The following is a 20,526-nucleotide window of genomic DNA, read 5'->3' as shown; positions in this document are numbered from 1 at the left end:
GGGCGCTCCGTTTACCGCGCGGGCGAGCGCTTGCGCGTTTTGGCCGACGAAGCGCGCGCGACCAGTTCCGGGGCGGGCGGCGTCATGTGCCGGAGATGGGTGTCGCCGCCCAAATGTTCGAACAGCAACTGCACGCCGAGCGAGGCGACCGCGTCCAGATGCAGGTTGACCGCCGTGAGCGCCGGCGTACTGGTGCGCGCGCGCAGGCCGTCGTAACGGGTGACGAGCTTGATGTCGTCGGGCACCCGCAAGCCGTGTTCGGCGATCGCCTGGAGCGCGCCCACGGCGAACGCATCGACGGTGACGTACAGCCCGTCGATGTCCGGGTATTGCCGCAGCAATTCCGCGCAACGATCGTGCCCGGCCTGCTCGCCGCCGGCTTCGTCGGCCATGGAGATGCGCGGGCTCATGCCATGGGCTTCGCAAAAAGCGCGATACGCAAGATCGGCCTCGACATAGGAATTGCGTCGCTGCGCGCCGATGAGCAGCGCGATGCGCCGCGCGCCCTGCGCCCACAGATGGGAGAGCAGCAACTGCGTGGTGGCGGCCGATTGCAGGTCGACGTACGGCACCGGGTCGTCGGCAGGCTGGCGCCCGATCGAAACCACCGGCAGCCGTCGGCTTTGCAGGTGCGCCACGTTAAGGTCATCGTCGGTGGGTTCGATCACGATCGCCCCGTCGATGTCGAGTCGCTCCAGCGGCAGCTGATTGCCCTGCATCGGCGGCACCAGGATCAGCGCGAGGCCGCGCGTGAGTGCGGAGGCAGCGGCCACCGCCGCGATCTCCATCAGAAAGCCCAGGCGCGAGGCGCCGCCCGCCACCTCGAACGGCATCGACGAGAGCAACGCGATGGTTTGCGCCTCGCCGGTGCGCAGGCGCTGCGCGCGCATGTTGGGCCGATAGCCGAGCGCCTGCGCCGAAGCCTTGACCCGCTCGCGGGTTTGCGGATCGACGTAGCCGCGCTCATTGAGCGCATGCGAGACCGTCGTGGGTGAGACGCCGGCGTGGCGGGCAACGTCGAGAATGGTCGGGCGGCGGGGGGCGGAGGATGGCATCGATCGGCAAGGGTTGGACAAAGAGGGCGGCGAGCAGACCTCTGACAGGGGCCCGAGGCCAGCGGCTAGGGAAAATCCTGAGCCGCGCCGTCTCGGTTCGCCGCACACCGCGCAAAGCTTACCTTTGCGGGGCGCTGGAGGCAATTATGCCGACGCATGCGCGTCCGGGTTTCGATAGACCATCGCAAAAGTATCTTGACAGTGCTGTTTTGATGAACAAGTATACATACCAAATCGTTTTGGGATCGGCGATTATTTTTTTAATTTCATCCCAAATCGTTTTGGGGTTGCGCGACCAGGAGGGCAGCGCAACGCACCGAACCCGCTGAGGGCGGCCAGGCGCGGCAATGCAGACCGGCGCCGGAGCGCCATGGAGACACAAGCATGACAAATGAAAAAACGACGGCCGATCCGGTCGATGAACGGCTGCCCTGGACCCGGCTGGCGCTGCTCGGATTGCAGCACGTGCTGGTAGTGGCGGCCTCGCCGATCACATCGGTATTCCTGGTGGCCAAGGCGCTGGGCTTGCCCGAGACGCTGATCGTCAACCTGATCGGCGCGACTTTCCTGGTGTGTGGTCTCGGAACGCTGCTGCAGTCGTTCGGCGTCGGGAAGTTCGGCGCGCGCCTGCCGTTCGTGATGGTGCCGGGCGGCGCGCCGGTCATCATGTTCGTGCTGATTGCGCGGCAGACCGATCTGCCGACCGCGGCGGGCGCGGTCATTCTGACCAGCCTGTTCTATTTCGCGGTGCTGCCGGTGTTTGCCCGTTGCCTGAAGTTTTTCCCGCGCGTGGTGATCGGCACCATGCTGATCCTGGTGGCGGTCAATCTGATCAAGATCTATGGCTCGATCATCGTCGGGCGGGTCGGCACGCCCGGCTTCGCCGAGCCGTTGAATATCGGCCTGGCGGTCGCGACGATTGCCTTTACCGTGGGCTTTGCGAAGATTCTGCGCGGCATCGGCGGGCAATTGGCGGTGTTGCTCGGCTTGCTCGCGGGCGCCGTGCTCAGTGCGGTGCTCGGCGTCATGCCGCTGGGTGGCGTGGCGCACGGGGCATTGCTCAGCCTGCCCAGGCCGCTGCCGTTCGGCTGGCCGCATTTCAATCTGGCCGCGACCGTGCCGCTGCTGATCTTCAGCGTGATCTCGATGGCCGAGGCCACCGGCCAGACGGTGGCGATTGCCGAAGTCGTCGGTAAGGAAATCGACATACGCGACCAGGTGCCGCGCACGATTCGCGGCGACGCCCTGATGTCGTTGCTGGGCGGGATCTTCGGCACCTCGCTGATCATCACCAGCAGCGAGAACATCGGCATCGTGCAAGCCACCGGCGTGCGCTCGCGCTACGTCACGGCGGCCGCCGGCGTGTTCCTCGTCATCATCGCCCTGTGCGCGCCGCTGGCGCGCCTGGCCAGCGCGATCCCGGCGCCGGTGGTTGGCGGTACCGCCCTGATCGTGTTCGCGATCATCGGCGTGATGGGGGTCAATCTGTTGCGCGGCGTCGAGCTGCGCGAGCACGCCAATATGTACATCCTCGCCGCGGCGCTGACGATGGGGCTGCTGCCGATCCTGGTGCCCGGGCTTTATTCGAAATTCCCCTCGAGCCTGCAGGTCGTGCTGGGCAACGGCCTGGCCATGGGCGCGATGACCGCGGTTCTGGTGAATATCCTGTTTCATCACTTGCGGCGTTATCGCGCCGCGAGTCCTTCCTTGGCGAGCGAGGCGAAAAAAGCTTCGTAATCCATCGCAATACGCCTCACGATGCCGCCGGCGCAAGCGCTCGGCCGGCGCAATGAGTTCGACACACGCGGGAACGCTTTCATGCACTTATCGATACCAACCAAGAATGGCGCACCGGACAGTTTGCGCGCGCCTGAAATGCTGCTGTTGCCCGAATGGCTGCTATTGCCCGACGGGCCCGTGCGCGAGCACGCGGTGGTCGTCAGCGGCGGCAAATTCCATGCCGTCGGTCCGGCCGCCGAGGTCGCCGCCGCGCATCCGGGGCTGCATGCCCGGCGCCTGCCCGGGCGGCTGATGATGCCGGGCTTCGTCGATGCGCACCACCATCTGACGCAATCGTTCGGCAAGGCGCTGGCATTTGGCGAGCCTTCGGAGATCTACCGCCGCATCTGGGTCCCGATGGAGCACTGCCTGGATGAAAGGATGCTGGCACTGTCGAGCAAGCTGGCGGCATGGGAAGCACTGCGGGGCGGCTTCACGACGGTTTGCGACGCCGGCACGCGATCGCCGGGCAGCGTGAGCGCGATTGCCGCCGCATGCCACGAGGTGGGCCTGCGTTGCGTGCTCGGCCTGATTTGCAATGATCTCGCCGACGGACAGCCGCAGCGGCCGCGCGATGCCGTGATGGCCGCCGCGGATGCGCATCTGGCGCGCTGGGCGAGCGACGCGCTGGTGCGGCCGTCGCTGGCGATCTCGGTGCCGGAGGCTGCTGCCGACGGCACGCTGCATGCGGTGGCGGCACTGTGCCGCGAAGCGGGCGCGATGTTCCAGACGCATATCAACGAGCACCTGGCTTCGGTCGAGCGTTCGCTGGTGCAGCGCCGCCTGCGCCCGCTCGAGCTGCTCGCGCAGGTCGGTGCGCTCGGCCCGCAAACGCTGCTGGCGCACGCTAGCCTGGTGACGCCAGGCGAGCTGAATTTGCTGCGCGACAGTGGCGCGGCGGTCAGCTACAACCCGGTGGCCAGCCAGTGGAAGGGCAATGCGGTGGCCCCGGCGCTGCAGATGAGCGCGCTGGGCATCCGTCTTGGCCTGGGCACCGACGGCACGCGCAGTGACGCGTTTCGCCTGATGGACGCGGCCGAAGCCGCACAGCGTCTGAGCTACGGTCTAGCGGCGGGTGATTCGTCGTGCGGTGGCGGCGCGCTGTGGCTGGCGCTGGCCACGGCCGGTAGCGCGCAAGCGGCCGGGCTGGGCGAGAGGGTCGGCAGGATCGCGCCGGGGCACTACGCCGATTTCCTGTTGGTCGATCTGGACGTGCCCGAGATGCTGCCGTCGTGGGATCTGTCGTGGGAACTGGTGCGGCTGGCCAATCGCTCGCAGATCGAAGCGGTGTTCGTCGCGGGCGACCTGCGCCTGTGGCAGGGATGGCCGCTCGACTGGGACGGCGCGGCGCTGATGGCCGAGGCCGCCGAGGCGGCGCGCGCGGTGGTCGCGCAAGCGCCGATCCAGAAAATCCACGGTGCATCGCCGGCAGCGGATTGGGCGACGCTGCTGCCGGCGGCGCAGGAGGTGCGGCCGTGAACTGGATATTGCTGTTGCCGATGTCGCTGGTGGTGCTCGTGGCCGCCTTCGTACAAGGCTCGGTCGGGGTCGGTTTCGGGTTGATCGTGGCACCGGTGATCGGCTTGCTGGCACCGCAGTGGCTGCCGGTGACGGTCCTCATTCTGATGCTGCCGCTCAACGCCTACGTCTGCTGGCGAGAGCATCCCGAACTCGATCGAGGCGGAGCAACCTGGGTGACGGCCGGCCGGGTCATCGGTGCGTTCGGCGGCGTCTGGATCATCACGCGCATCTCGGCGCACGACCTCAGTTTGCTGATCGGCGTGGCGACCATTCTCGCCGCGCTGGCGACGATTTATGCACCGGCCTTCACGCCGGGGCGCAAGGCTTTCATGACTGCGGGCCTGATCACCGGGGTGACGGAGACCGCGACCGGCATCGGCGGGCCGCCGCTCGCGCTGGTCTACCAGTATCACCCGGGACCCGCGCTGCGCTCGACCATTGCGCTGTGTTTCGCGGTGGGAGAAGTCATCTCGCTGGGGTTGCTGTCTGCCTCCGGCCGGGTCACCGCCCACCTTGCGCTGCAGGCCATCACGTTGATACCGGCGATGGTCGTGGGCGTGATGGCAAGCCGCTTTGCGCGGCACCGGCTCGACGACCGCGTGATGCGCTCGTGCGTGCTGGGTTTCGCATTGATCTCGGGCGTTCTGATTCTTATCCAAACCTTGTTTTCGGGGAGCATGTAATGAAGCGAACGATGGTGTCGTCACTGGTGTTGTCGGGGCTGGCCTTGCCGGCACTGGCGCTGGCGCAAAGCAATGTCACGCTGTATGGCAGTCTGGATGCGGGCGTCGGGTATGTCAGCAACCTGCGCGGCAACTCGGCGTTCATCGCCGAGCAGGGCACTTATCGGGCCGATCACTGGGGCCTGCGCGGCTCGGAGGATCTTGGCGGCGGGCGTCGGGCGCTGTTCAGGCTGGAATCGGGCTTTTCGACGATCACCGGCAATCTGGCCAGCGCCGGTGTGCTGTTCAACCGGGAAGCGTTTGTCGGTCTGGCCGATGCGCGGCTCGGCACCCTCACGCTCGGGCGTCAGACCGACTGGAATTTCGAGTGGCTGGGGCGGCTTTCCTCGGCGCAGATCATCGGCAATTTTTCGGTGTTCCACCCGGGCAATATCGATGGCCTGGCCAACACGGTACCGGTCGAGGTATCGAACGCCGTCAAATATCGCAGTCCGAATCTTGGCGGCTTGACGCTTGGCGCAATGTATAGCTTCAGCAACCGGGCAGGCGCCAACACCACAGCCGGCTACAGCCTTGCGGCGAAGTATGCGAGCGGCCCGCTCAGGGCGGCGGCGACCTACTCAAATTACAACGACCGGCCGCTGAATCTGGCGGGCGGATTGGGCTTGACCGAGTTCGCCGGCCAGGCACTCGCGCCGGGCAGTCTGTTCGTGGCGGACAACGTCAAAATCGCCGGCGCCGGCGCCGCGTACCTGTGGGGCCGCTGGACTTTTCACGCGCTGGCGACCGACGTGCGGATTTCGGCCAACCACCAGCGCAGCAGCTATGTCGCGCTCGACGGCGGCGCCAACTATCAGCTCACGCCGGCCGATACGCTCGGCGCCGGCGTGTCGTCGACGCATTTCGCAGGCAAGCGCTGGACCCAACTCAGCGTGCAGGACGTCTACGCGTTTTCCAAACGCACGCAGTTCTATGCGAGCGTTCTCTATGAACGCGCCTCGGCCAATGCGGTTGCCGACATCACCGGCATCGGCCCTGCCTCCGGGGCGAACCAGACGGTCGTGCTCAGCGGTATTCACCACTCGTTCTGAAAAACGGCTCCTCCGGTGCCGCTTGCCGCCCGCGCGATTGCCGGCACCGCTAGACCTTCGTGATGCGAAGGTCTTTTTTATGTGCGCCCAGCATGGGCGCACTCCTGCGGGTGTAAGTCCCGCCACAAGCTGGTCACAGCGAATGAAGCGAAGCGCAACTGCATGAGGGCGACCGAGTGTGGGGAGGAAGCGTGGATCGTAAATCGCGAGCCGATGAACAAGAACTGCATAGAAGGCGCTGCCTAGCAGGGCGAGCGGGCATGAAACCGCGAAGCTCTCGTGACCAAGGCGAAGCAGCGTAAATGCAGCGGTTGTGCGATGAAGGAGTGCGCTCTTACCTGGGGAGTCCTCGCCTCATGCCTGAAAGGGCAACGGTGTCGAATCGGAGCGAGGCGTCAGCAGAGGCCGTAGTAGTCACGGGATAGGTCGGCGAGACTGAAGCTAGTGGCGAAGGGCCGAACGAGAAGGAGTGTTCGACGACATGCCGACGCAACAGGCCAGGCGTCAGATGCCGGCGCAAGCGGGGCGAGCGGTGGCGGCGCGCGGTGAAGCTGCGCGAGAAGCCGTGAGTGACGAAGCCTGCGGCTCGCGGCGTGAAGCGAAGAACACAGGGTCAGCGCTGCTAGATGCGGCCTTGACAAGAGAGAACCTGCGGCAGGCGTTCAAACGGGTGCGGGCCAATAAGGGTGCGCCGGGAGTTGACGGTCTGGACATTGACCGGACTGCGCGACATCTGGTGACGGCGTGGCCTGCGATACGAGAAGAACTGTTGCGGGGGACGTACCGGCCAAAACCGGTACGACGGGTGACGATCCCGAAGCCGGACGGAGGCGAGCGCGAGCTAGGCATCCCGACGGTGACGGATCGGCTGATCCAACAGGCGTTGCTGCAAGTACTGCAACCGATTCTCGATCCCACATTCAGCGAGCACAGCTACGGTTTCCGACCGGGCCGGCGCGCGCACGACGCGGTGTTAGCCGCACAATCGTACGTGCAGTCGGGCCGCCGGGTGGTCGTGGACGTGGACTTGGAAAAGTTCTTCGACCGGGTCAATCACGACATTCTTATCGACCGCCTACAGAAGCGTATCGGCGATGCTGGCGTAATCGGGCTGATCCGAGCCTACTTGAACGCGGGAATGATGAGCCATGGCGTGGTGCAGGAGCGCTATGAGGGTACGCCGCAAGGCGGACCGCTCTCGCCGCTGCTGGCAAACGTGCTGCTGGACGAGGTGGATAAGGAATTGGAACGGCGAGGCCATTGCTTCGTTCGCTACGCGGATGATGCGAACGTGTACGTTCGCTCACGCCGGGCGGGCGAACGGGTGATGGCGCTGCTGCGAAAGCTGTACGGGCGGCTGCGTTTGAGGGTCAACGAGACCAAGAGCGCGGTGGCGAGTGTGTTCGGTCGCAAATTCCTGGGCTACAGCTTCTGGGTGGCAGCGGGTGGCGCGATCAAGCGTAAAGTGGCCACCAAAGCACTTGCAACGTTCAAGCAACGCATTCGGGAGCTGACCCGCCGCGGTGGCGGGCGCAGCATGTTGGAAGTAGCGCAAAGACTGCGCTCCTACCTATTGGGTTGGAGGGCTTATTACCGGTTGGCGCAAACGCCGAGGGTCTGGCTAACGCTGGACGAATGGCTTCGTCACCGGTTACGGGCCATTCAGCTCAAACAGTGGAAACGCGGCCCGACCATCTACCGGGAATTGAGCGCGCTAGGGGCCAGCACCGAAATTGCGCGACGAGTCGCGGCGAACAGCCGTTGCTGGTGGCGAAACAGCGGACTGGCTCTGAATCGTGTGCTCACCATTGCCTATTTCGACAGCCTGGGTGTGCCCCGACTCTCTTGACCTCAACTTCTCGAACCGCCCGGTGCGGACCCGCATGCCGGGTGGTGTGGCAGGGGTGTAGCCTATTGGCTACCCCCTATGCCGATTTGAGCATCCGTATTTCGTGGTTGAAACGAGTCGGATTTCGTCTTCCTCTATCAGCCGTGCCAGTGTTGTTATCGCGTTCGCGTTTGAGCAGGACAAAGCGGTTGTGCATCAGCCCGCGACGCTGGTTGGTCGTCAGGTCGGCGCGGATCGCCTTGCGGGCCGATTCAACGGTTTCATTCGCCATTCGCACGACGTGGAACTTGTCGATGACGATGGCCGCCTGCGGTAGTACGGCGCGCGTGGCGCCGCGGTAGGGCCGCCAAATGTCCATCGCCACGTACTGCACCTGGTTGCAACCCTGTTTTCCTGTTAAGCCTGCACTCAGGCACCGAGAAGAAATCTGAGAAACCTTCGGGGTGGCCGCTGATCCCGCGCACCGCTGTGGTCCTTGAACTCTTCCGTCAACTGCCGCGCATACACGACCCCGAGACCGCTTTTCCGGTAATCGCGGTACATCGACGAGCGCACTGGGCGATCCTTGATCATCTCCCAGACAGCATTGTCGACGGCGATCTTGAACACCTCGGTTGCGCGCTCGGTGTTGAAGCGACCGGACGCACACTGCTGGTGCAGGGATTCGGCGGCTCGCTTGATTCCTTGATTGCCTTCGATTGTTTTGAGCGCGCTATCGATCAGCGTTGTAAGCGCTTCCTCGTCGGTCATGATGCATGCTCCGGCCAGCTACCGGCTAGCGTTCGGGGCGCACTTGCGCCAGATGCCCTTCTACTTTGACTTCAAGGGCCTCGCACTGACCTCCATGATCGGCAGCGCCGCGTTTTCCGTTGCTTAACTTGCTGCCCGGTCCAAGCGCTTCACCTTCATCCCGGTCAGGACCGCGTCATCGAAGTAGTAGCCCAGGCAGTTTTTGAACCGCGTAGCGCTTTCGAGGTTGCTGAAATGCACGATGACCGAACCGTCTTGGTCAAACAGGCCGTGCGCGAGGCCCGCGACGCAGCTCCAGCGCTTCGGTTGCGCACATCAGACCGCGACGCATGCCTGCAAGCTCGTCCCGATCATCAGGATCGACATCGTCCATATTAACGGGCACTTTCGGCAAGAGCACATTCCCTGCGCTGTCAAAGAGATCTCGCCGTTTCATGTTTCCCTTGTTTCCTACACTTTGTATGGGACTCGAACGCCTGGTTCGTCAGCCGGAAAATCCTTTGTATTGCGCGAAACGAGCAACAGCGAATGCACTTGCGCCGTTGCCCAAATGATGGCGTCAGGAAGACGAACTCGCCTTGCCTTGCGGATTTCAACCGCGCGATTTGCTATGGCACTGTCAACTGCAATAACGTCGAATGAGCCGAGCCACGATCGAATGGCTTTCTCTTCCTCGGTGGAAGCACCAACAAGAACTTCCATCCACGTAATCGTGCTGATGGCACGATATTCGTAGCGCCCCAACTCCTTCTTTGCAGCGCTTATACCGCCGAGGTAGTCGATGAGAACATTCGTGTCAAACAGCGCTTTTACCATTCCGAGCGAAGCTCCTGCTGGTATGTCAGGCCATCGACCTTTTTGCTCTTCCACAATCCGAATACATCGGTACCAAGCGTGCGTTTGCGTTGCGCGATGTATGCCTCGATGGCGTCACGGATAACGGCCGCTCGAGGGCGTTGCTCCGACTCCACAATCACCGCCAACTCCTCGATCTGCGAATCAGGCAGATCAACCAAGATTCGGCTCATTGTCACACCCCAATTTCATGATATATATATCGTATATCGCATTGCAGCGAGATGCAAGGTTATCCTTGCCACAGTTATTGGCTGCGAGCATTCGTAGTGTCACCCCTAAATCATCGCTCGGTCCTACCTCATTCCCCGAGGCCGATCCCGGCGATCGCATCGGCTGCTCCTGCTCCGACACGTCCAGATACGCGGCCACGTGATCGAGGTGGGCATGCCCCAATAGAATCTGTACGGTTTCGAGCGAATGCCCGTTGGCGACCAACCGGGTTGCGAACGTCCTCCGCCCGGAATGACTGCTGTACTCCTGCCTGGCCCTGCGGCCCGATACAGACCGGTGACGTAGCTTTGCAGACTATCGGCGGCCCAATATCCCTAGGCTCGCCAGCAAGGCTGGCACGACGCGTCAGACTCAGCTCGAACGGTCCACCCGTCTGGGTCAAGAGGAGCCTTGAGCGCGGCATCAGACCATGGTACTCGCGGCGATCCAGCGACACGCCATGCCCATGGCGGTATCGCCACTCGACATAGCGATCAAACGCTTCAACGGCCTTCACGTGCGAGAGAAAAAGCGCTTGGCGCTCCTGTCCAGCGTAACCCGCGTGACGCCTCGTTTCCTCGGAAGAACGGACACAACCACCCGGCACTCGGCACCAGACGCTCATCATCCATCGCACAATACGATTTCGTGATGTACCGCAGCGCCCTGAAATCAACCGCGAAATACGATGTTCAGTCAGGCGTCTGGATTGCCGTGCGTCCTTGGCTACAGCATCTCGAGCGGGCGCTTGCGCTTGGGCGGTGCGAACGCCTGGTCGAGCGCCTGCAGTTCTTCGGCGCTCAGAACGATGTCGCCTGCGCCCGCGTTCTCGCGCACATGCTCGGGTCGGCCCGCCTTGGGGATCGCGATGACACCCGGGCGCGACAGCACCCAGGCCAGCGCGACTTGCATGGCCGTGCAACCGTGCGCGTCGGCAATCGATGCGAGCGCGCCGCGCGCCGGCAGGCGGGACTGTTCGAGCGGGCTATAGGCCATGATGGGCATGCGATGTTCGCGTTGCCACGGCAGCAGATCGAATTCCGGCCCGCGCCGGCTCAGGTTGTAGAGCACCTGGTTGGTGGCGCACCGCGCGCCGCCCGGCGTCGCGAACAGTTCTTGCATGTCGTCGGTATCGAAGTTGCTCACGCCCCAGTAGCGGATCTTGCCGGCCTGCTGCAACGCCTCGAAGCCGGCGACGGTTTGCGCCAACGGTTCTTCGCCGCGCCAGTGCAGCAAGTACAGGTCGATGCGGTCGGTGCGCAGGCGCTCGAGGCTGCGCTCGCAGGCCTGGATCACCCCTTTGCGACTGGCGTTGAACGGATACACCTTGCTGACCAGGAAGACTTCGTCGCGCAGTCCGTCGAGTGCCTCGCCGACGAGCTCCTCGGTCTTGCCCTCGCCGTACATCTCGGCGGTGTCGATCAGCGTCATGCCGAGCGACACGCCCAGGCGCAATGCGTCGATCTCGGTGGCGCGGCGCGCGGAGCGCTCGCCGAGCGTCCAGGTGCCCTGGCCGAGTGCCGGCACGGCAGTGCCGTCCGGCAACACAATAGATGGTTTCATGGCAATCTCCAGCGATGGGTTTGGCTCGGCGCGCAACGCATCACGCACTCTCACGCTCGGGCAGTTCGATCGACAGCAAGGCAAAACTGTACGACTTGCCGTGCGCATCGAGCGCCAGCGAGCGCGTGACGCCGCCGGCCAGCGCGCGCTCGAGCACGAAGTTCAGGGCGCCGATGCCGGGCAGCGCGTAGCGCACCACCTTGCCCGCCACCAGGCCGGCCAGGTGGGTGCGTACCCGCTCGGCGCTCAGATGCTGCTCCAGCCACGGGTAGTCTTCGGCGCGGTAGGCGATTACCGAGATGCAGGAAATGTCGCCTTTGTCGCCGGCCCGCGCATGAGCGATATCGTGCAGTCGCATGTCATAACTTGTATGGATGCCTCCCGGCGATAGGTAGTAACCCGCATCGTGTTGTGAAGAAGTCGGCTGCTGCCTTGTATCCGGCCTAGTGTGTGGATCGATGGGTTGCCCCGCTCGGCCACTGGCCCCGATGTAATCCGCTGACGAACACCTCATCTCCAAAACGGACTGTTGAAGTCCGGAATGACATTCAGGTTTAGCTCGTCCCGGTCTGACCTGTTTCACATCACTTCGCTTCGTGCTGCCTGTGCGCCTTCAAAGGCTCACCATATCCTTCTAAAGGTGATGGATGATTGGTTACCGAGTTAGGCCGCAAGCGGCTTGGTGCTCTGGTAACCCCGTTGGTACTCTTGCTGCTTGGCGGTGATGGCCCAGATCGTGCGTGCCATCTTCGCGGCTTGTGCCACGATGACCACGTTCGCTGGGCGCCGCACCTTGATCTGTTCAAGCCATGGTCCCGGCTCCTTGGCGTTCGTGAGTACCGACCGCGCCCCGTGAATCAGCAACGTGCGCAAATAGGTGTCTCCTCGCTTGGAGATGCCCAGCAGATTGACCTTGCCCCCTGTGCCGCGTTGCTTTGGCACCAAGCCCAGCCACGCGCAGAATTCGCGGGCGGACTTAAAGGCGCGAGCCTCGCCCATCGTGGCGATCGCTGCCGTCGCGGTGAGCAGACCCACGCCCGGAATCTCGGCCACGCGCTTCATGTCAACGTTCTCACGCAGGCGCTGCGCCAGCCGCTGTTCGATCGCCCTAATGTCGGCTTCGGTTTGCTTGATCCGTTGAGTTTGCTCTCGCAGGCTGTCAGCTACGTACTGCGGGATGTCCTTGGCCAACGATTCAAGCGCCGTCTCCATCTCACTGAGCAGGGCCCTCGCTCCCTTGGCGAAGATCGTGCCGAACTCATAGAGCAGGCCTCGCAGTGAGTTCATCTGCATGATTTTCATCTTCATGAGCAGCTCTCTCTGGCGGTGCAGCGTCAGCGTCGCCTGCTGCTCCAACGTCTTCATGCCCACGAACTTCGTTCCAGGTTGCTGAATAGCCAGCCAGATCGCACGTGCGTCCGTCGCGTCGGTCTTGTTGCCGCAGACAAACGGCCTTACTGCCTTGGCGTGGATGAGTCGTACGCTGTGACCCAGCGCCTTGAACTTGCGTGCCCAGTAGTGCGCACCACCGCACGCCTCAATGCCGATCAAGCAGGACTGACGGTTTGCGAAATACTCCAGCACCTTCGCACGCTTGATCTGCTGGTTAATGATTTCGCCAGTGTCCATGTCCACCGTGTGTAGCTGGAAAACGCTCTTGGCAATGTCCACCCCAAAGACCTGCTGGCCGTCGATCAAGCCGATGATTTGCCCAGCTCCCATGCTTGCTTTACGATTCATGTCGGACCCTCGATGGTGTTTGTGAAGACCTCGGTCTATCACACCCTGGGCACCTTGATGCCGTATCCATTCGAGGGTCCACCTTGCGATCGCCGCAAGACAACTCCACAGAACAGCCACGTTCTTCATCTCCGTACTCCAGTCCCAGTTTCAATCCCCGTAGGGAGGGAGGCATCCATTACATCTCCAGAAAGTCGATCGCAGGCTTGGCGAGCTCGCGCGGAATCAGGGTCGACTGTACCGCGATGACCTCGCGCGCGGCCTTGAATGCGCCGCCGCCGCCCGCCGGCCCGCAGGTCAACAGGGCCTCGACCTCATTGCCGATGCGTACCGCATCGCGCAGCGAGTCGGTGCGAGCGGCCACGCGGGCGCGTACCTCGTAGGGCTCGCCCCCGCTGCGCGAGAGCGCCGCGCCATGCAGCGCATCGACGCCGATCAGCTCGGCGCGCATTTCCGTATGACGCACGCCGATCAGCGCGAGACGTTCGGCGACGATTTCCAGCGCCAGCCTGCCGCGTGCGACGGCGTTCGGCCCCGCGTAGGAAATCTGGCCTTCGCCGATGTAGCTGTCGAGGTAGCCGACCGATACCTTGAGCGTGTCCGGCCGGGGGCTGCCGCCGCCGCCTGCGATTGCCACGCGGTCGGGGCCGGCCTGACGCACGGTGACGCGAGAAAAGTCAGCCACCACGTCCGGTGTCAGGTAGCGGGTGGGGTCGTGAATTTCGTAGAGCAGTTGCTCCTTGCAGGTTGCCTCGGTGACCATGCCGCCCGAGCCCGCGACCTTGGTGAGCTCGAAGGTGCCGTCGCGCGCGATCTCGGCAATCGGAAAACCCAGCCGCGCGAGGCCGGCGACGTCCTTCTTGCCGGGATCGGCGAAGTATCCGCCGGTGACCTGGCCGGCGCACTCGAGCAAATGCCCGGCCAGCGTGCCGGCCCCCATCAGGCGCCAGTCGTCCATCGGCCAGCCGAAGGCGTGGATCAGCGGGCCCAGTGCCAGCGCGGGGTCGGCCACACGCCCGGTGATGACCACGTCGGCGCCGGCGCGGAGCGCCTCGGCGATCGGCTGGGCGCCGAGGTAGGCGTTGGCCGAGACGATGCGCTCGCCCAGCGAACTCACGGGCGCGCCGCTGTCGTGCAGCACGAAGCTGCCGGCGCGCAGTGCGGCCAGTACGTCGTCGCCGGTGATGGCGGCGATCTTCAGGCGCGGCAAACCGAGTTCGCGCGCAATATCCCGCACCAGCGCGGCGGCTGCCAGCGGATTGGCCGCGCCCATGTTGGTGACGATCTTGACGCGATTGGCATGGCATGGGCGCAGCACGGCACGCATGCGCTCGGCCAGCAGCGGATCGTAACCCTGGCCCGGGTCTTTCAATTTGGCTTGCTGGGCCAGCGCGATGGTGCGTTCGGCCAGGCATTCGAACATCAGGTAATCGAGCCGGCCATGTTCGGCCAGCTCGATCGCAGGTTCAATGCGGTCTCCTGAGTAACCGGCGCCGCCGCCGATTCGAATAGTTTGCATGCAGACTCCAGGCGAATTGAATCCGGGCGTCGCGGGCGCGGATTCGCCGCGCCGCATCCGAAGGACCGCAGGCAAGGAACGGTGGTGACGCTCAGTCGGATCGGCGCGCGTGACTGCGTGGGAGTATAGCGCCGAGTGCCGGAATAAAAAAAAGCCCGCAACCGAGGGGAAGTCGGTTGCGGGCGAAGTTGGCGGTGATCCTGTGCAATGCACCACCAAGGAGGTTTCGCGAATTGACGGGTCATTGTCGGGCGCTGTTCGTCGCCTGACCATAAGGCAAATCCGAAAACCGGCGGCGGCGAATGGGCATGGCGCGTGCGGCGCGCATTGCGCCGTCACGATGCGGGGAGTAGGATCGACGGGGCAGGGGGCTCATGATTCGATCCGGATGGCACCGCACTGTCCGGCACGCGTGAGATCGGGAGCCGGCATGAAACCAGCACGATCAGAAGACAAAGTAGCGCAGCGGCTCGAGGAGGCGGCGGCTTTTGCCCGTGAGCGCGACGGCGCGGCGCCGGCCGCGTTTGAAGCCTTTTTGCGCCATTATTTCAGCCAGGCCGACGCGGACGACGTGATGAGCCGCGCCGTGCCGGATCTCTATGGCGCCGCGATGGCGCACTGGCAACTGGCGCAGACCTTTCCGTCCGGCAACGCGCGTATCCGCGTCTATAACCCGGACGTCGAGCAATCCGGCTGGTATTGCGAACATACCGTGGTCGAGATCGTCAACGACGATATGCCGTTCCTGGTGGATTCCGTAACCACCGAAATCAATCGGCTGGGCCTGGCGCTGCATTCCGCGTTCCACCCGGTGTTTCGTGTCTGGCGCGATGTCGACGGCCAGCGCCGGCGCGCGGCGCCAAGCAGCACGCCCAATCGGGAGGAGGCTTCGGGCGGCGCGCCGGCTGACGCCGGCCGGCTGGAGTCCTACATTCACCTCGAGGTCGATCGCTGTACCGAGGCTGCGCGCCTGCAGGCGCTGCATGCCGGTATCGCCAAGGTCCTGGGCGACGTGCGTGCGGCGGTCGAGGACTGGCCGCAGATGCGCAGCGCCGCGCAGCAGGCCGTCGCGGCGCTGAGCGCACGCGAGCGCGCGGCGGGCCGCGCACCGGACGAGGGCGAGGAAATCGCCGAGGCGCGGGCATTCCTGGCGTGGATGATCGACGATCATTTCACCTTTCTTGGTCAGCGGGACTATCAACTGGTGTCGGAGCAGGGCACGTATTATCTGCAGCCCGATCAGTCGCCGGGCCTGGGCATTCTGCGCGAAGCGTTGCGCGCGCCCGGCGCGGCCGAGCGCACCGCGCTGGCGCCCGAAGCAGTCAGGGTGATCGAAGATGCCTCGCCGATTTTTCTGACCAAGGCCAATTCCAGAGCGACCGTGCACCGGCCCGGGTACCTCGATTACGTCGGGGTGAAGCTGTTCGATGCCGCCGGCAAGGTGTGCGGCGAGCGGCGTTTTCTCGGCCTTTACACGTCGAGCGCGTATATGGAGCCGACCGGCGAGATTCCGCTGGTCAGGCGCAAGGTGGCGGCCGTCGTTCAGCGCGCCGGCTTTTTGCCCAAGGGGCATCTGGCCAAGTCGCTGCAGACGATTCTGGAGCAGTATCCGCGCGACGAGCTGTTTCAGATCGATAGCGACACGCTGTTCGAGATTGCGATGGGCATCCTGCGCTTGCAGGAGCGGCAGCGCACGCGCCTGTTCGTGCGGCGCGACCGCTTCGACCGCTTCGTCTCGTGCCTGGTGTTCGTGCCGCGCGAGAAATTCAATACCGACCTGCGGCTGCGCATTCAGCAATTGCTGCAAACGGCGTATCAGGGCAGCGGCGTCGAATTCACGCCGCTGCTCTCGGAGTCGATGCTCGCCCGCATTCACATTACCGTGCGTACCGAGCCGGGCCAGGTGCCGGAGGTCGACGTGCGCGACTTGGAGGCGCGCATCGTGCAGGCCGCGCGGCGCTGGCAGGACGAATTGGCCGATGCGCTGCTCGAGCGCTGTGGCGAGGAGCAGGGCAATCGGCTGCTGCATCGCTATGGCGGCTCCTTCCCGGCGGGCTTTCGGGAGGATTACGCCGCGCGCGGCGCGGTGCACGACATCCAGCTGATGGAGCAGATCGTGTCCCAGGCGGGCGCGCGCGACGGCGCATTGGCGATGCATTTGTACCGCCCGATCGAGGCGCCGCCCGGCACGTTGCGCTTCAAGATTTACCAGGTCGGGCGCCCGATCGCGCTGTCGCGCAGCTTGCCGATGCTCGAGCACCTGGGGGTGCTGGTCAACGAGGAGCGCCCTTACCGGATCGAGCCTCACGACGCCGAGCCAATCTGGATCCACGACTTCGGCATGCAAAGCGCGGACGGCGCCGAGGTCGACCTGACGCATATCAAGCCGCTGTTCGAGGAGGCGTTCGCGCGGATCTGGGCGGGCGACGCAGAGAACGACGGCCTGAACCGCCTGGTGCTGCGGGCCGGTCTGAAGTGGCCGGAAGTGCGTATCCTGCGTGCCTATGCGAGGTACATGCGGCAGATCGGCTCGACCTTCAGCGACGCTTACATGGAGCGGGCCCTGACCGGTAATCCGGCGATTGCCAGGCTGCTGGTTTCGCTGTTCCAGGCGCGCTTTGACCCGGCCATGGGCGAGACCCACGCCGCCGCGCGGGAGGCCCGCGTGCAGGACCTGCAGCAGCAGATTGCCGCGGCGCTGGACGACGTGCCCAATCTCGATGAAGACCGTATCCTGCGGCAGTTCCTGGGCGTGCTCGAAGCGACGTTGCGCACCAACGATTTCCAGCGCGCGGCGCAGCATGCTCCCAAACCGTACTTGTCGCTCAAATTCGATCCGGCGCGCGTCCCCGGCTTGCCCGAGCCGAAGCCCATGTTCGAGATCTGGGTGTACTCGCCGCGCGTCGAAGGGGTGCATCTGCGCGGCGGCAAGGTCGCGCGCGGCGGCCTGCGCTGGTCCGACCGGCGCGAGGATTTCCGCACCGAGGTGCTCGGGCTGGTCAAGGCGCAGATGGTGAAGAACACCGTGATCGTGCCGGTCGGCTCGAAGGGGGGCTTCGTCGTCAAGCAGGCACCCGCCGAGCGCGAAGCGTATCTGAAGGAGGGCGTGGCGTGCTACCAGACGTTCCTGCGCGGCCTGCTCGATCTGACCGACAATCTGGTCGAGGGCCGGCTGGTGCCGCCGCCCGACGTGGTGCGCTTCGATCCCGATGACCCGTATCTGGTGGTGGCTGCCGACAAAGGCACGGCCACCTTCTCGGACTATGCCAACGCGATTTCCGCCGAATACGGTTTCTGGCTCGACGACGCCTTCGCCTCCGGCGGCTCGGTCGGCTACGACCACAAGAAAATGGGGATCACCGCGCGCGGCGCCTGGGAATCCGTCAAACGGCATTTCCGAGAAATGGGCGTGGACACCCAGCAAACCGATTTCACGGTGGCGGGCATCGGCGACATGTCCGGCGACGTATTCGGCAATGCGATGCTGCTCTCGCGTCATATTCGGCTGGTGGCGGCGTTCGACCATCGGCATATCTTCCTCGACCCCGCGCCCGACCCGCAGGTGAGCTTCGCCGAGCGCGAGCGCCTGTTCAAGCTGCCGCGCTCGAGCTGGGACGATTACGATCGCGCGGCGATTTCGCCAGGCGGCGGCGTGTTCGCGCGTACCGTCAAATCGATCGTGCTGTCGCCGCAGGTGCGTGCGGCGCTGGGGGTGAGCGAGGCCGAACTGGCACCGGCCGATCTGATGCGCGCGATACTCAGGGCGCCGGTCGATCTGTTCTATAACGGCGGCATCGGCACTTACGTCAAGGCATCGTACGAGAGTCACGCCCAGGTCGGCGATCGCGCCAACGACGCGGTGCGCGTCGACGGCGCGGACTTGCGCTGCAAGGTGGTGGCCGAGGGTGGCAATCTGGGCTGCACGCAATTCGGCCGCATCGAGTTCGCGCAGCGCGGCGGCCGTATCAATACCGATGCGATCGACAATTCGGCCGGTGTCGATTGTTCGGATCACGAAGTCAACATCAAGATTCTTCTCGGGCTGGTGGTGGCCGACGGTGAAATGACGCTCAAGCAGCGCAATGCGTTGCTGGCGAGCATGGCCGACGAAGTGGGCGAGCTGGTGCTGCGTGACAACTACTATCAGACTCGCGCGCTGTCGCTGGCGCGCGATCGCGCCCCCGCCTGGCTCGACGCCGAGGCGCGCCTGATGGCGATGCTCGAGCGCGAGGGCCGCCTGAACCGCGCCATCGAGTTCCTGCCGGACGACGCAGAGATCGAGCGGCGCCGCGCAGGCGGACAGGGACTGACTTCGCCCGAACGCGCGGTGCTGATGGCCTACAGCAAGATGTGGCTGTCCGATCTGTTGCTTGCATCGGACTTGCTCGAAGCGCCGTTCGTGGCCCGGGACTTGCCGCTGTACTTTCCGCAGCCGCTGCGCAGCCGCTTTGCCCAGGCGATGACGCGTCATCCGCTGCAGCGCGAAATACTGGCGACCATGCTGGCCAATGCACTGGTCAATCGCGCCGGCGTGACCTTCGTGCACCGTATGACCGAAGAGACCGGCGCCGAGCCGGCCCAGGTGGTGCGCGCGAGCCTGATCGCCCGCGCGGTGTTTCGCCTGGACGATGTATGGCAGGCGATCGACGCGCTGGACGACCGCGTCGGTCACGAGGCGCAGGCGGCAATGTTCGCCGATACCAGCCTGTTGCTCGAGCGCGCTACCCTGTGGTTCCTGCATCATCAAGCGGGAGGCGCGCAGGCGTCGCGTGCGATCGAGGACTTTGGCGCGGCGGTCGCCGACCTGGCACCGGCGCTCGACGGCCTGCTGGTCGAGGACGAGGCCCAGGCACTGGCACAGCGCCAGTCGGCCCTGGTCGAGGGGGGCGTGCCGGATGCATTGGCTTTGCAGCTGGCCAGTACCGAGGCGCTGGTCGCGACGCTCGACATCGCCGAGGTCGCCGCGGCGTGCGGGCGCAGTTTGCGGGTAAGTGCGAGCGTTTATTTCGCGCTCGACCAGTTGCTCGGTTATGCGTGGCTGCACGACGGCATTGCCTCGCTGCCGGCCCGCACGCATTGGCAGATGCTGGCACGCGCCGCGCTGTTCGAGACGCTGGCGCAGGTCAAGCGAGGGTTGACGCGCTCGGTGTTGCGATTGTCGCCGCAGGGCGACGATGCGCTGGTGCTGATCGAGGCCTGGCGCAGCCAGCGCGAAGAGCCGCTGGCGCGCTACCGACGCCTGGCGGCCGACCAGCATGCGGCGGGTCCCGCCGATCTGGCGATGCTGTCGGTGACCCTGAAGGCGCTGGGCGAAATCGAGACTTTCGAGCCGCCGCTCAACTCGCCGTGAGAACGTCCGGGGCGGCGTGATCGAACGTCACGTCGACCATCAGGTCGTCGGCCAGGCTCTCCAGCGCGCGCTGCAGCGTATCGGTTTCCAGCGCGGCCGGCACCAGCAGGCGCGCGGTGGCGCGAAACAATGTGCCGCCTGCTTGCGGGCCGCTGACGCACTCGGTATTCAATTCCTCGATGCTGACACCGCGCTCGGCCAGCAGGCGCGAAATTTCCTTGACGATGCCCGGCCGGTCCTGGCCTACCAGATCGAGCGCCAGCAGGCGCGCCGGCGCTGCCGGGGCGGTCTCGCCGAGCGTGACGAACACGCGCAATTCGGGCGAGTCCAGCGCCAGCAGGGCGGCGATCAGCGCATCGGCCTGCGTCGGCTCGATTTGCAGATGCACGATGCCGGCAAATTGCCCGGCCAGGTTGATCATGCGGCTTTCCATCCAGTTGGCGCCGAACGCCGCGGCCTGTTCGGAAACGGCGCTGACCAGCCCCGGTTTGTCGGGACCGACGATATTCAGGATCAAGGATGTCATCGGGCGGCTCCTCAATTGGCGACTATGCCGCG

The 20,526-nt window shown here is 64.7% G+C and carries 17 protein-coding genes; 6 read left to right on the top strand and 11 right to left on the bottom strand.

All coding sequences use genetic code 11. The features are described from left to right. Positions 1 to 11: 11 nt before the first annotated feature. Positions 12 to 1,055, bottom strand: a complete 1,044-nt coding sequence (locus tag PATSB16_RS16045; protein ID WP_047215070.1) for a LacI family DNA-binding transcriptional regulator — start codon at positions 1,053 to 1,055, stop codon at positions 12 to 14. 384 nt (positions 1,056 to 1,439) lie between these two features. Between PATSB16_RS16045 and PATSB16_RS16040 the strand changes: the two genes are divergently transcribed. The 5 genes from PATSB16_RS16040 (at position 1,440) to ltrA (ending at position 7,978) form a co-directional block, all read left to right on the top strand. Continuing rightward, the gene (locus PATSB16_RS16040) at positions 1,440 to 2,792 is read left to right on the top strand and encodes a uracil-xanthine permease family protein (RefSeq protein ID WP_047215069.1); all 1,353 of its coding nucleotides are present in this window, start codon (positions 1,440 to 1,442) and stop codon (positions 2,790 to 2,792) included. Between the two features lie 81 nt (positions 2,793 to 2,873). Further along, on the top strand, positions 2,874 to 4,313 hold the full coding sequence (locus PATSB16_RS16035; RefSeq protein WP_047216664.1) for an amidohydrolase family protein: 1,440 nt from the start codon (positions 2,874 to 2,876) through the stop codon (positions 4,311 to 4,313). Further along, complete coding sequence (locus PATSB16_RS16030) at positions 4,310 to 5,038, top strand: sulfite exporter TauE/SafE family protein (RefSeq protein ID WP_237170245.1); 729 nt, start codon at positions 4,310 to 4,312, stop codon at positions 5,036 to 5,038. Before PATSB16_RS16035 ends, PATSB16_RS16030 begins: the two co-directional genes overlap by 4 nt. Next, positions 5,038 to 6,129 (top strand): porin, encoded by a 1,092-nt coding sequence (locus PATSB16_RS16025; protein WP_047215068.1) that lies wholly within the window; start codon positions 5,038 to 5,040, stop codon positions 6,127 to 6,129. Before PATSB16_RS16030 ends, PATSB16_RS16025 begins: the two co-directional genes overlap by 1 nt. Before the next feature lie 481 nt (positions 6,130 to 6,610). Continuing rightward, the gene (gene ltrA / locus PATSB16_RS16015; protein WP_047216333.1) at positions 6,611 to 7,978 is read left to right on the top strand and encodes a group II intron reverse transcriptase/maturase; all 1,368 of its coding nucleotides are present in this window, start codon (positions 6,611 to 6,613) and stop codon (positions 7,976 to 7,978) included. Between the two features lie 76 nt (positions 7,979 to 8,054). Here the strand turns inward: ltrA and PATSB16_RS16010 are convergent, their stop codons facing one another. The 9 genes from PATSB16_RS16010 to PATSB16_RS15975 all read right to left on the bottom strand — a co-directional run bounded on the left by PATSB16_RS16010 (position 8,055) and on the right by PATSB16_RS15975 (position 14,618). Next, a complete protein-coding gene (locus PATSB16_RS16010; protein ID WP_257786666.1) occupies positions 8,055 to 8,390 on the bottom strand; it encodes a transposase in 336 nt (111 codons plus the stop codon). Further along, positions 8,387 to 8,728, bottom strand: a complete 342-nt coding sequence (locus PATSB16_RS21025; protein ID WP_047215066.1) for a hypothetical protein — start codon at positions 8,726 to 8,728, stop codon at positions 8,387 to 8,389. The genes PATSB16_RS16010 and PATSB16_RS21025 overlap by 4 nt, the downstream gene beginning before the upstream one ends. A 450-nt stretch (positions 8,729 to 9,178) precedes the next feature. Continuing rightward, entirely contained in the window at positions 9,179 to 9,544 is a 366-nt protein-coding gene (locus tag PATSB16_RS16005) for a type II toxin-antitoxin system VapC family toxin (RefSeq protein WP_047215065.1), read from the bottom strand. Then, entirely contained in the window at positions 9,538 to 9,756 is a 219-nt protein-coding gene (locus tag PATSB16_RS16000) for a ribbon-helix-helix protein, CopG family (RefSeq protein ID WP_047215064.1), read from the bottom strand. Before PATSB16_RS16000 ends, PATSB16_RS16005 begins: the two co-directional genes overlap by 7 nt. Further along, positions 9,737 to 10,021, bottom strand: a complete 285-nt coding sequence (locus PATSB16_RS21160) for a hypothetical protein (RefSeq protein WP_072628670.1) — start codon at positions 10,019 to 10,021, stop codon at positions 9,737 to 9,739. Before PATSB16_RS21160 ends, PATSB16_RS16000 begins: the two co-directional genes overlap by 20 nt. A 501-nt stretch (positions 10,022 to 10,522) precedes the next feature. Beyond that, positions 10,523 to 11,359 carry an aldo/keto reductase gene (locus tag PATSB16_RS15990; RefSeq protein WP_047215063.1) on the bottom strand — a complete coding sequence of 279 codons (837 nt, stop codon included), beginning with the start codon at positions 11,357 to 11,359 and terminating at the stop codon, positions 10,523 to 10,525. A gap of 40 nt (positions 11,360 to 11,399) precedes the next feature. Beyond that, positions 11,400 to 11,717 carry an AtuA-related protein gene (locus PATSB16_RS15985; RefSeq protein WP_047215062.1) on the bottom strand — a complete coding sequence of 106 codons (318 nt, stop codon included), beginning with the start codon at positions 11,715 to 11,717 and terminating at the stop codon, positions 11,400 to 11,402. Between the two features lie 305 nt (positions 11,718 to 12,022). Further along, on the bottom strand, positions 12,023 to 13,081 hold the full coding sequence (locus tag PATSB16_RS15980) for an IS110 family RNA-guided transposase (protein WP_047216322.1): 1,059 nt from the start codon (positions 13,079 to 13,081) through the stop codon (positions 12,023 to 12,025). Positions 13,082 to 13,277: 196 nt separating this feature from the next. Further along, the gene (locus PATSB16_RS15975; RefSeq protein ID WP_047215061.1) at positions 13,278 to 14,618 is read right to left on the bottom strand and encodes an acyclic terpene utilization AtuA family protein; all 1,341 of its coding nucleotides are present in this window, start codon (positions 14,616 to 14,618) and stop codon (positions 13,278 to 13,280) included. Positions 14,619 to 15,048: 430 nt separating this feature from the next. On the opposite strand from PATSB16_RS15975, the gene PATSB16_RS15970 reads away from it, so the two are divergent. After that, entirely contained in the window at positions 15,049 to 19,968 is a 4,920-nt protein-coding gene (locus PATSB16_RS15970; protein WP_047215060.1) for an NAD-glutamate dehydrogenase, read from the top strand. Here the strand turns inward: PATSB16_RS15970 and PATSB16_RS15965 are convergent. Then, a complete protein-coding gene (locus tag PATSB16_RS15965) occupies positions 19,955 to 20,494 on the bottom strand; it encodes a glycine cleavage system transcriptional repressor (RefSeq protein WP_047215059.1) in 540 nt (179 codons plus the stop codon). The genes PATSB16_RS15970 and PATSB16_RS15965 overlap by 14 nt on opposite strands. Between the last annotated feature and the right edge of the window lie 32 nt (positions 20,495 to 20,526).

The sequence above is a fragment of the Pandoraea thiooxydans genome, assembly GCF_001931675.1.
Lineage (GTDB): Bacteria > Pseudomonadota > Gammaproteobacteria > Burkholderiales > Burkholderiaceae > Pandoraea > Pandoraea thiooxydans.
This window is presented reverse-complemented; position numbering and strand designations above follow the sequence as displayed.

Coding starts and splice junctions, on each gene's coding strand:
- PATSB16_RS16045 (WP_047215070.1), bottom strand. CDS start 1,055: ATGCCATCCTCCGCCCCCCGCCGCCCGACCATTCTCGACGTTGCCCGC.
- PATSB16_RS16040 (WP_047215069.1), top strand. CDS start 1,440: ATGACAAATGAAAAAACGACGGCCGATCCGGTCGATGAACGGCTGCCC.
- PATSB16_RS16035 (WP_047216664.1), top strand. CDS start 2,874: ATGCACTTATCGATACCAACCAAGAATGGCGCACCGGACAGTTTGCGC.
- PATSB16_RS16025 (WP_047215068.1), top strand. CDS start 5,038: ATGAAGCGAACGATGGTGTCGTCACTGGTGTTGTCGGGGCTGGCCTTG.
- ltrA (WP_047216333.1), top strand. CDS start 6,611: ATGCCGACGCAACAGGCCAGGCGTCAGATGCCGGCGCAAGCGGGGCGA.
- PATSB16_RS21025 (WP_047215066.1), bottom strand. CDS start 8,728: ATGACCGACGAGGAAGCGCTTACAACGCTGATCGATAGCGCGCTCAAA.
- PATSB16_RS16005 (WP_047215065.1), bottom strand. CDS start 9,544: ATGGTAAAAGCGCTGTTTGACACGAATGTTCTCATCGACTACCTCGGC.
- PATSB16_RS16000 (WP_047215064.1), bottom strand. CDS start 9,756: ATGAGCCGAATCTTGGTTGATCTGCCTGATTCGCAGATCGAGGAGTTG.
- PATSB16_RS15990 (WP_047215063.1), bottom strand. CDS start 11,359: ATGAAACCATCTATTGTGTTGCCGGACGGCACTGCCGTGCCGGCACTC.
- PATSB16_RS15985 (WP_047215062.1), bottom strand. CDS start 11,717: ATGCGACTGCACGATATCGCTCATGCGCGGGCCGGCGACAAAGGCGAC.
- PATSB16_RS15980 (WP_047216322.1), bottom strand. CDS start 13,081: ATGGGAGCTGGGCAAATCATCGGCTTGATCGACGGCCAGCAGGTCTTT.
- PATSB16_RS15975 (WP_047215061.1), bottom strand. CDS start 14,618: ATGCAAACTATTCGAATCGGCGGCGGCGCCGGTTACTCAGGAGACCGC.
- PATSB16_RS15970 (WP_047215060.1), top strand. CDS start 15,049: ATGAAACCAGCACGATCAGAAGACAAAGTAGCGCAGCGGCTCGAGGAG.
- PATSB16_RS15965 (WP_047215059.1), bottom strand. CDS start 20,494: ATGACATCCTTGATCCTGAATATCGTCGGTCCCGACAAACCGGGGCTG.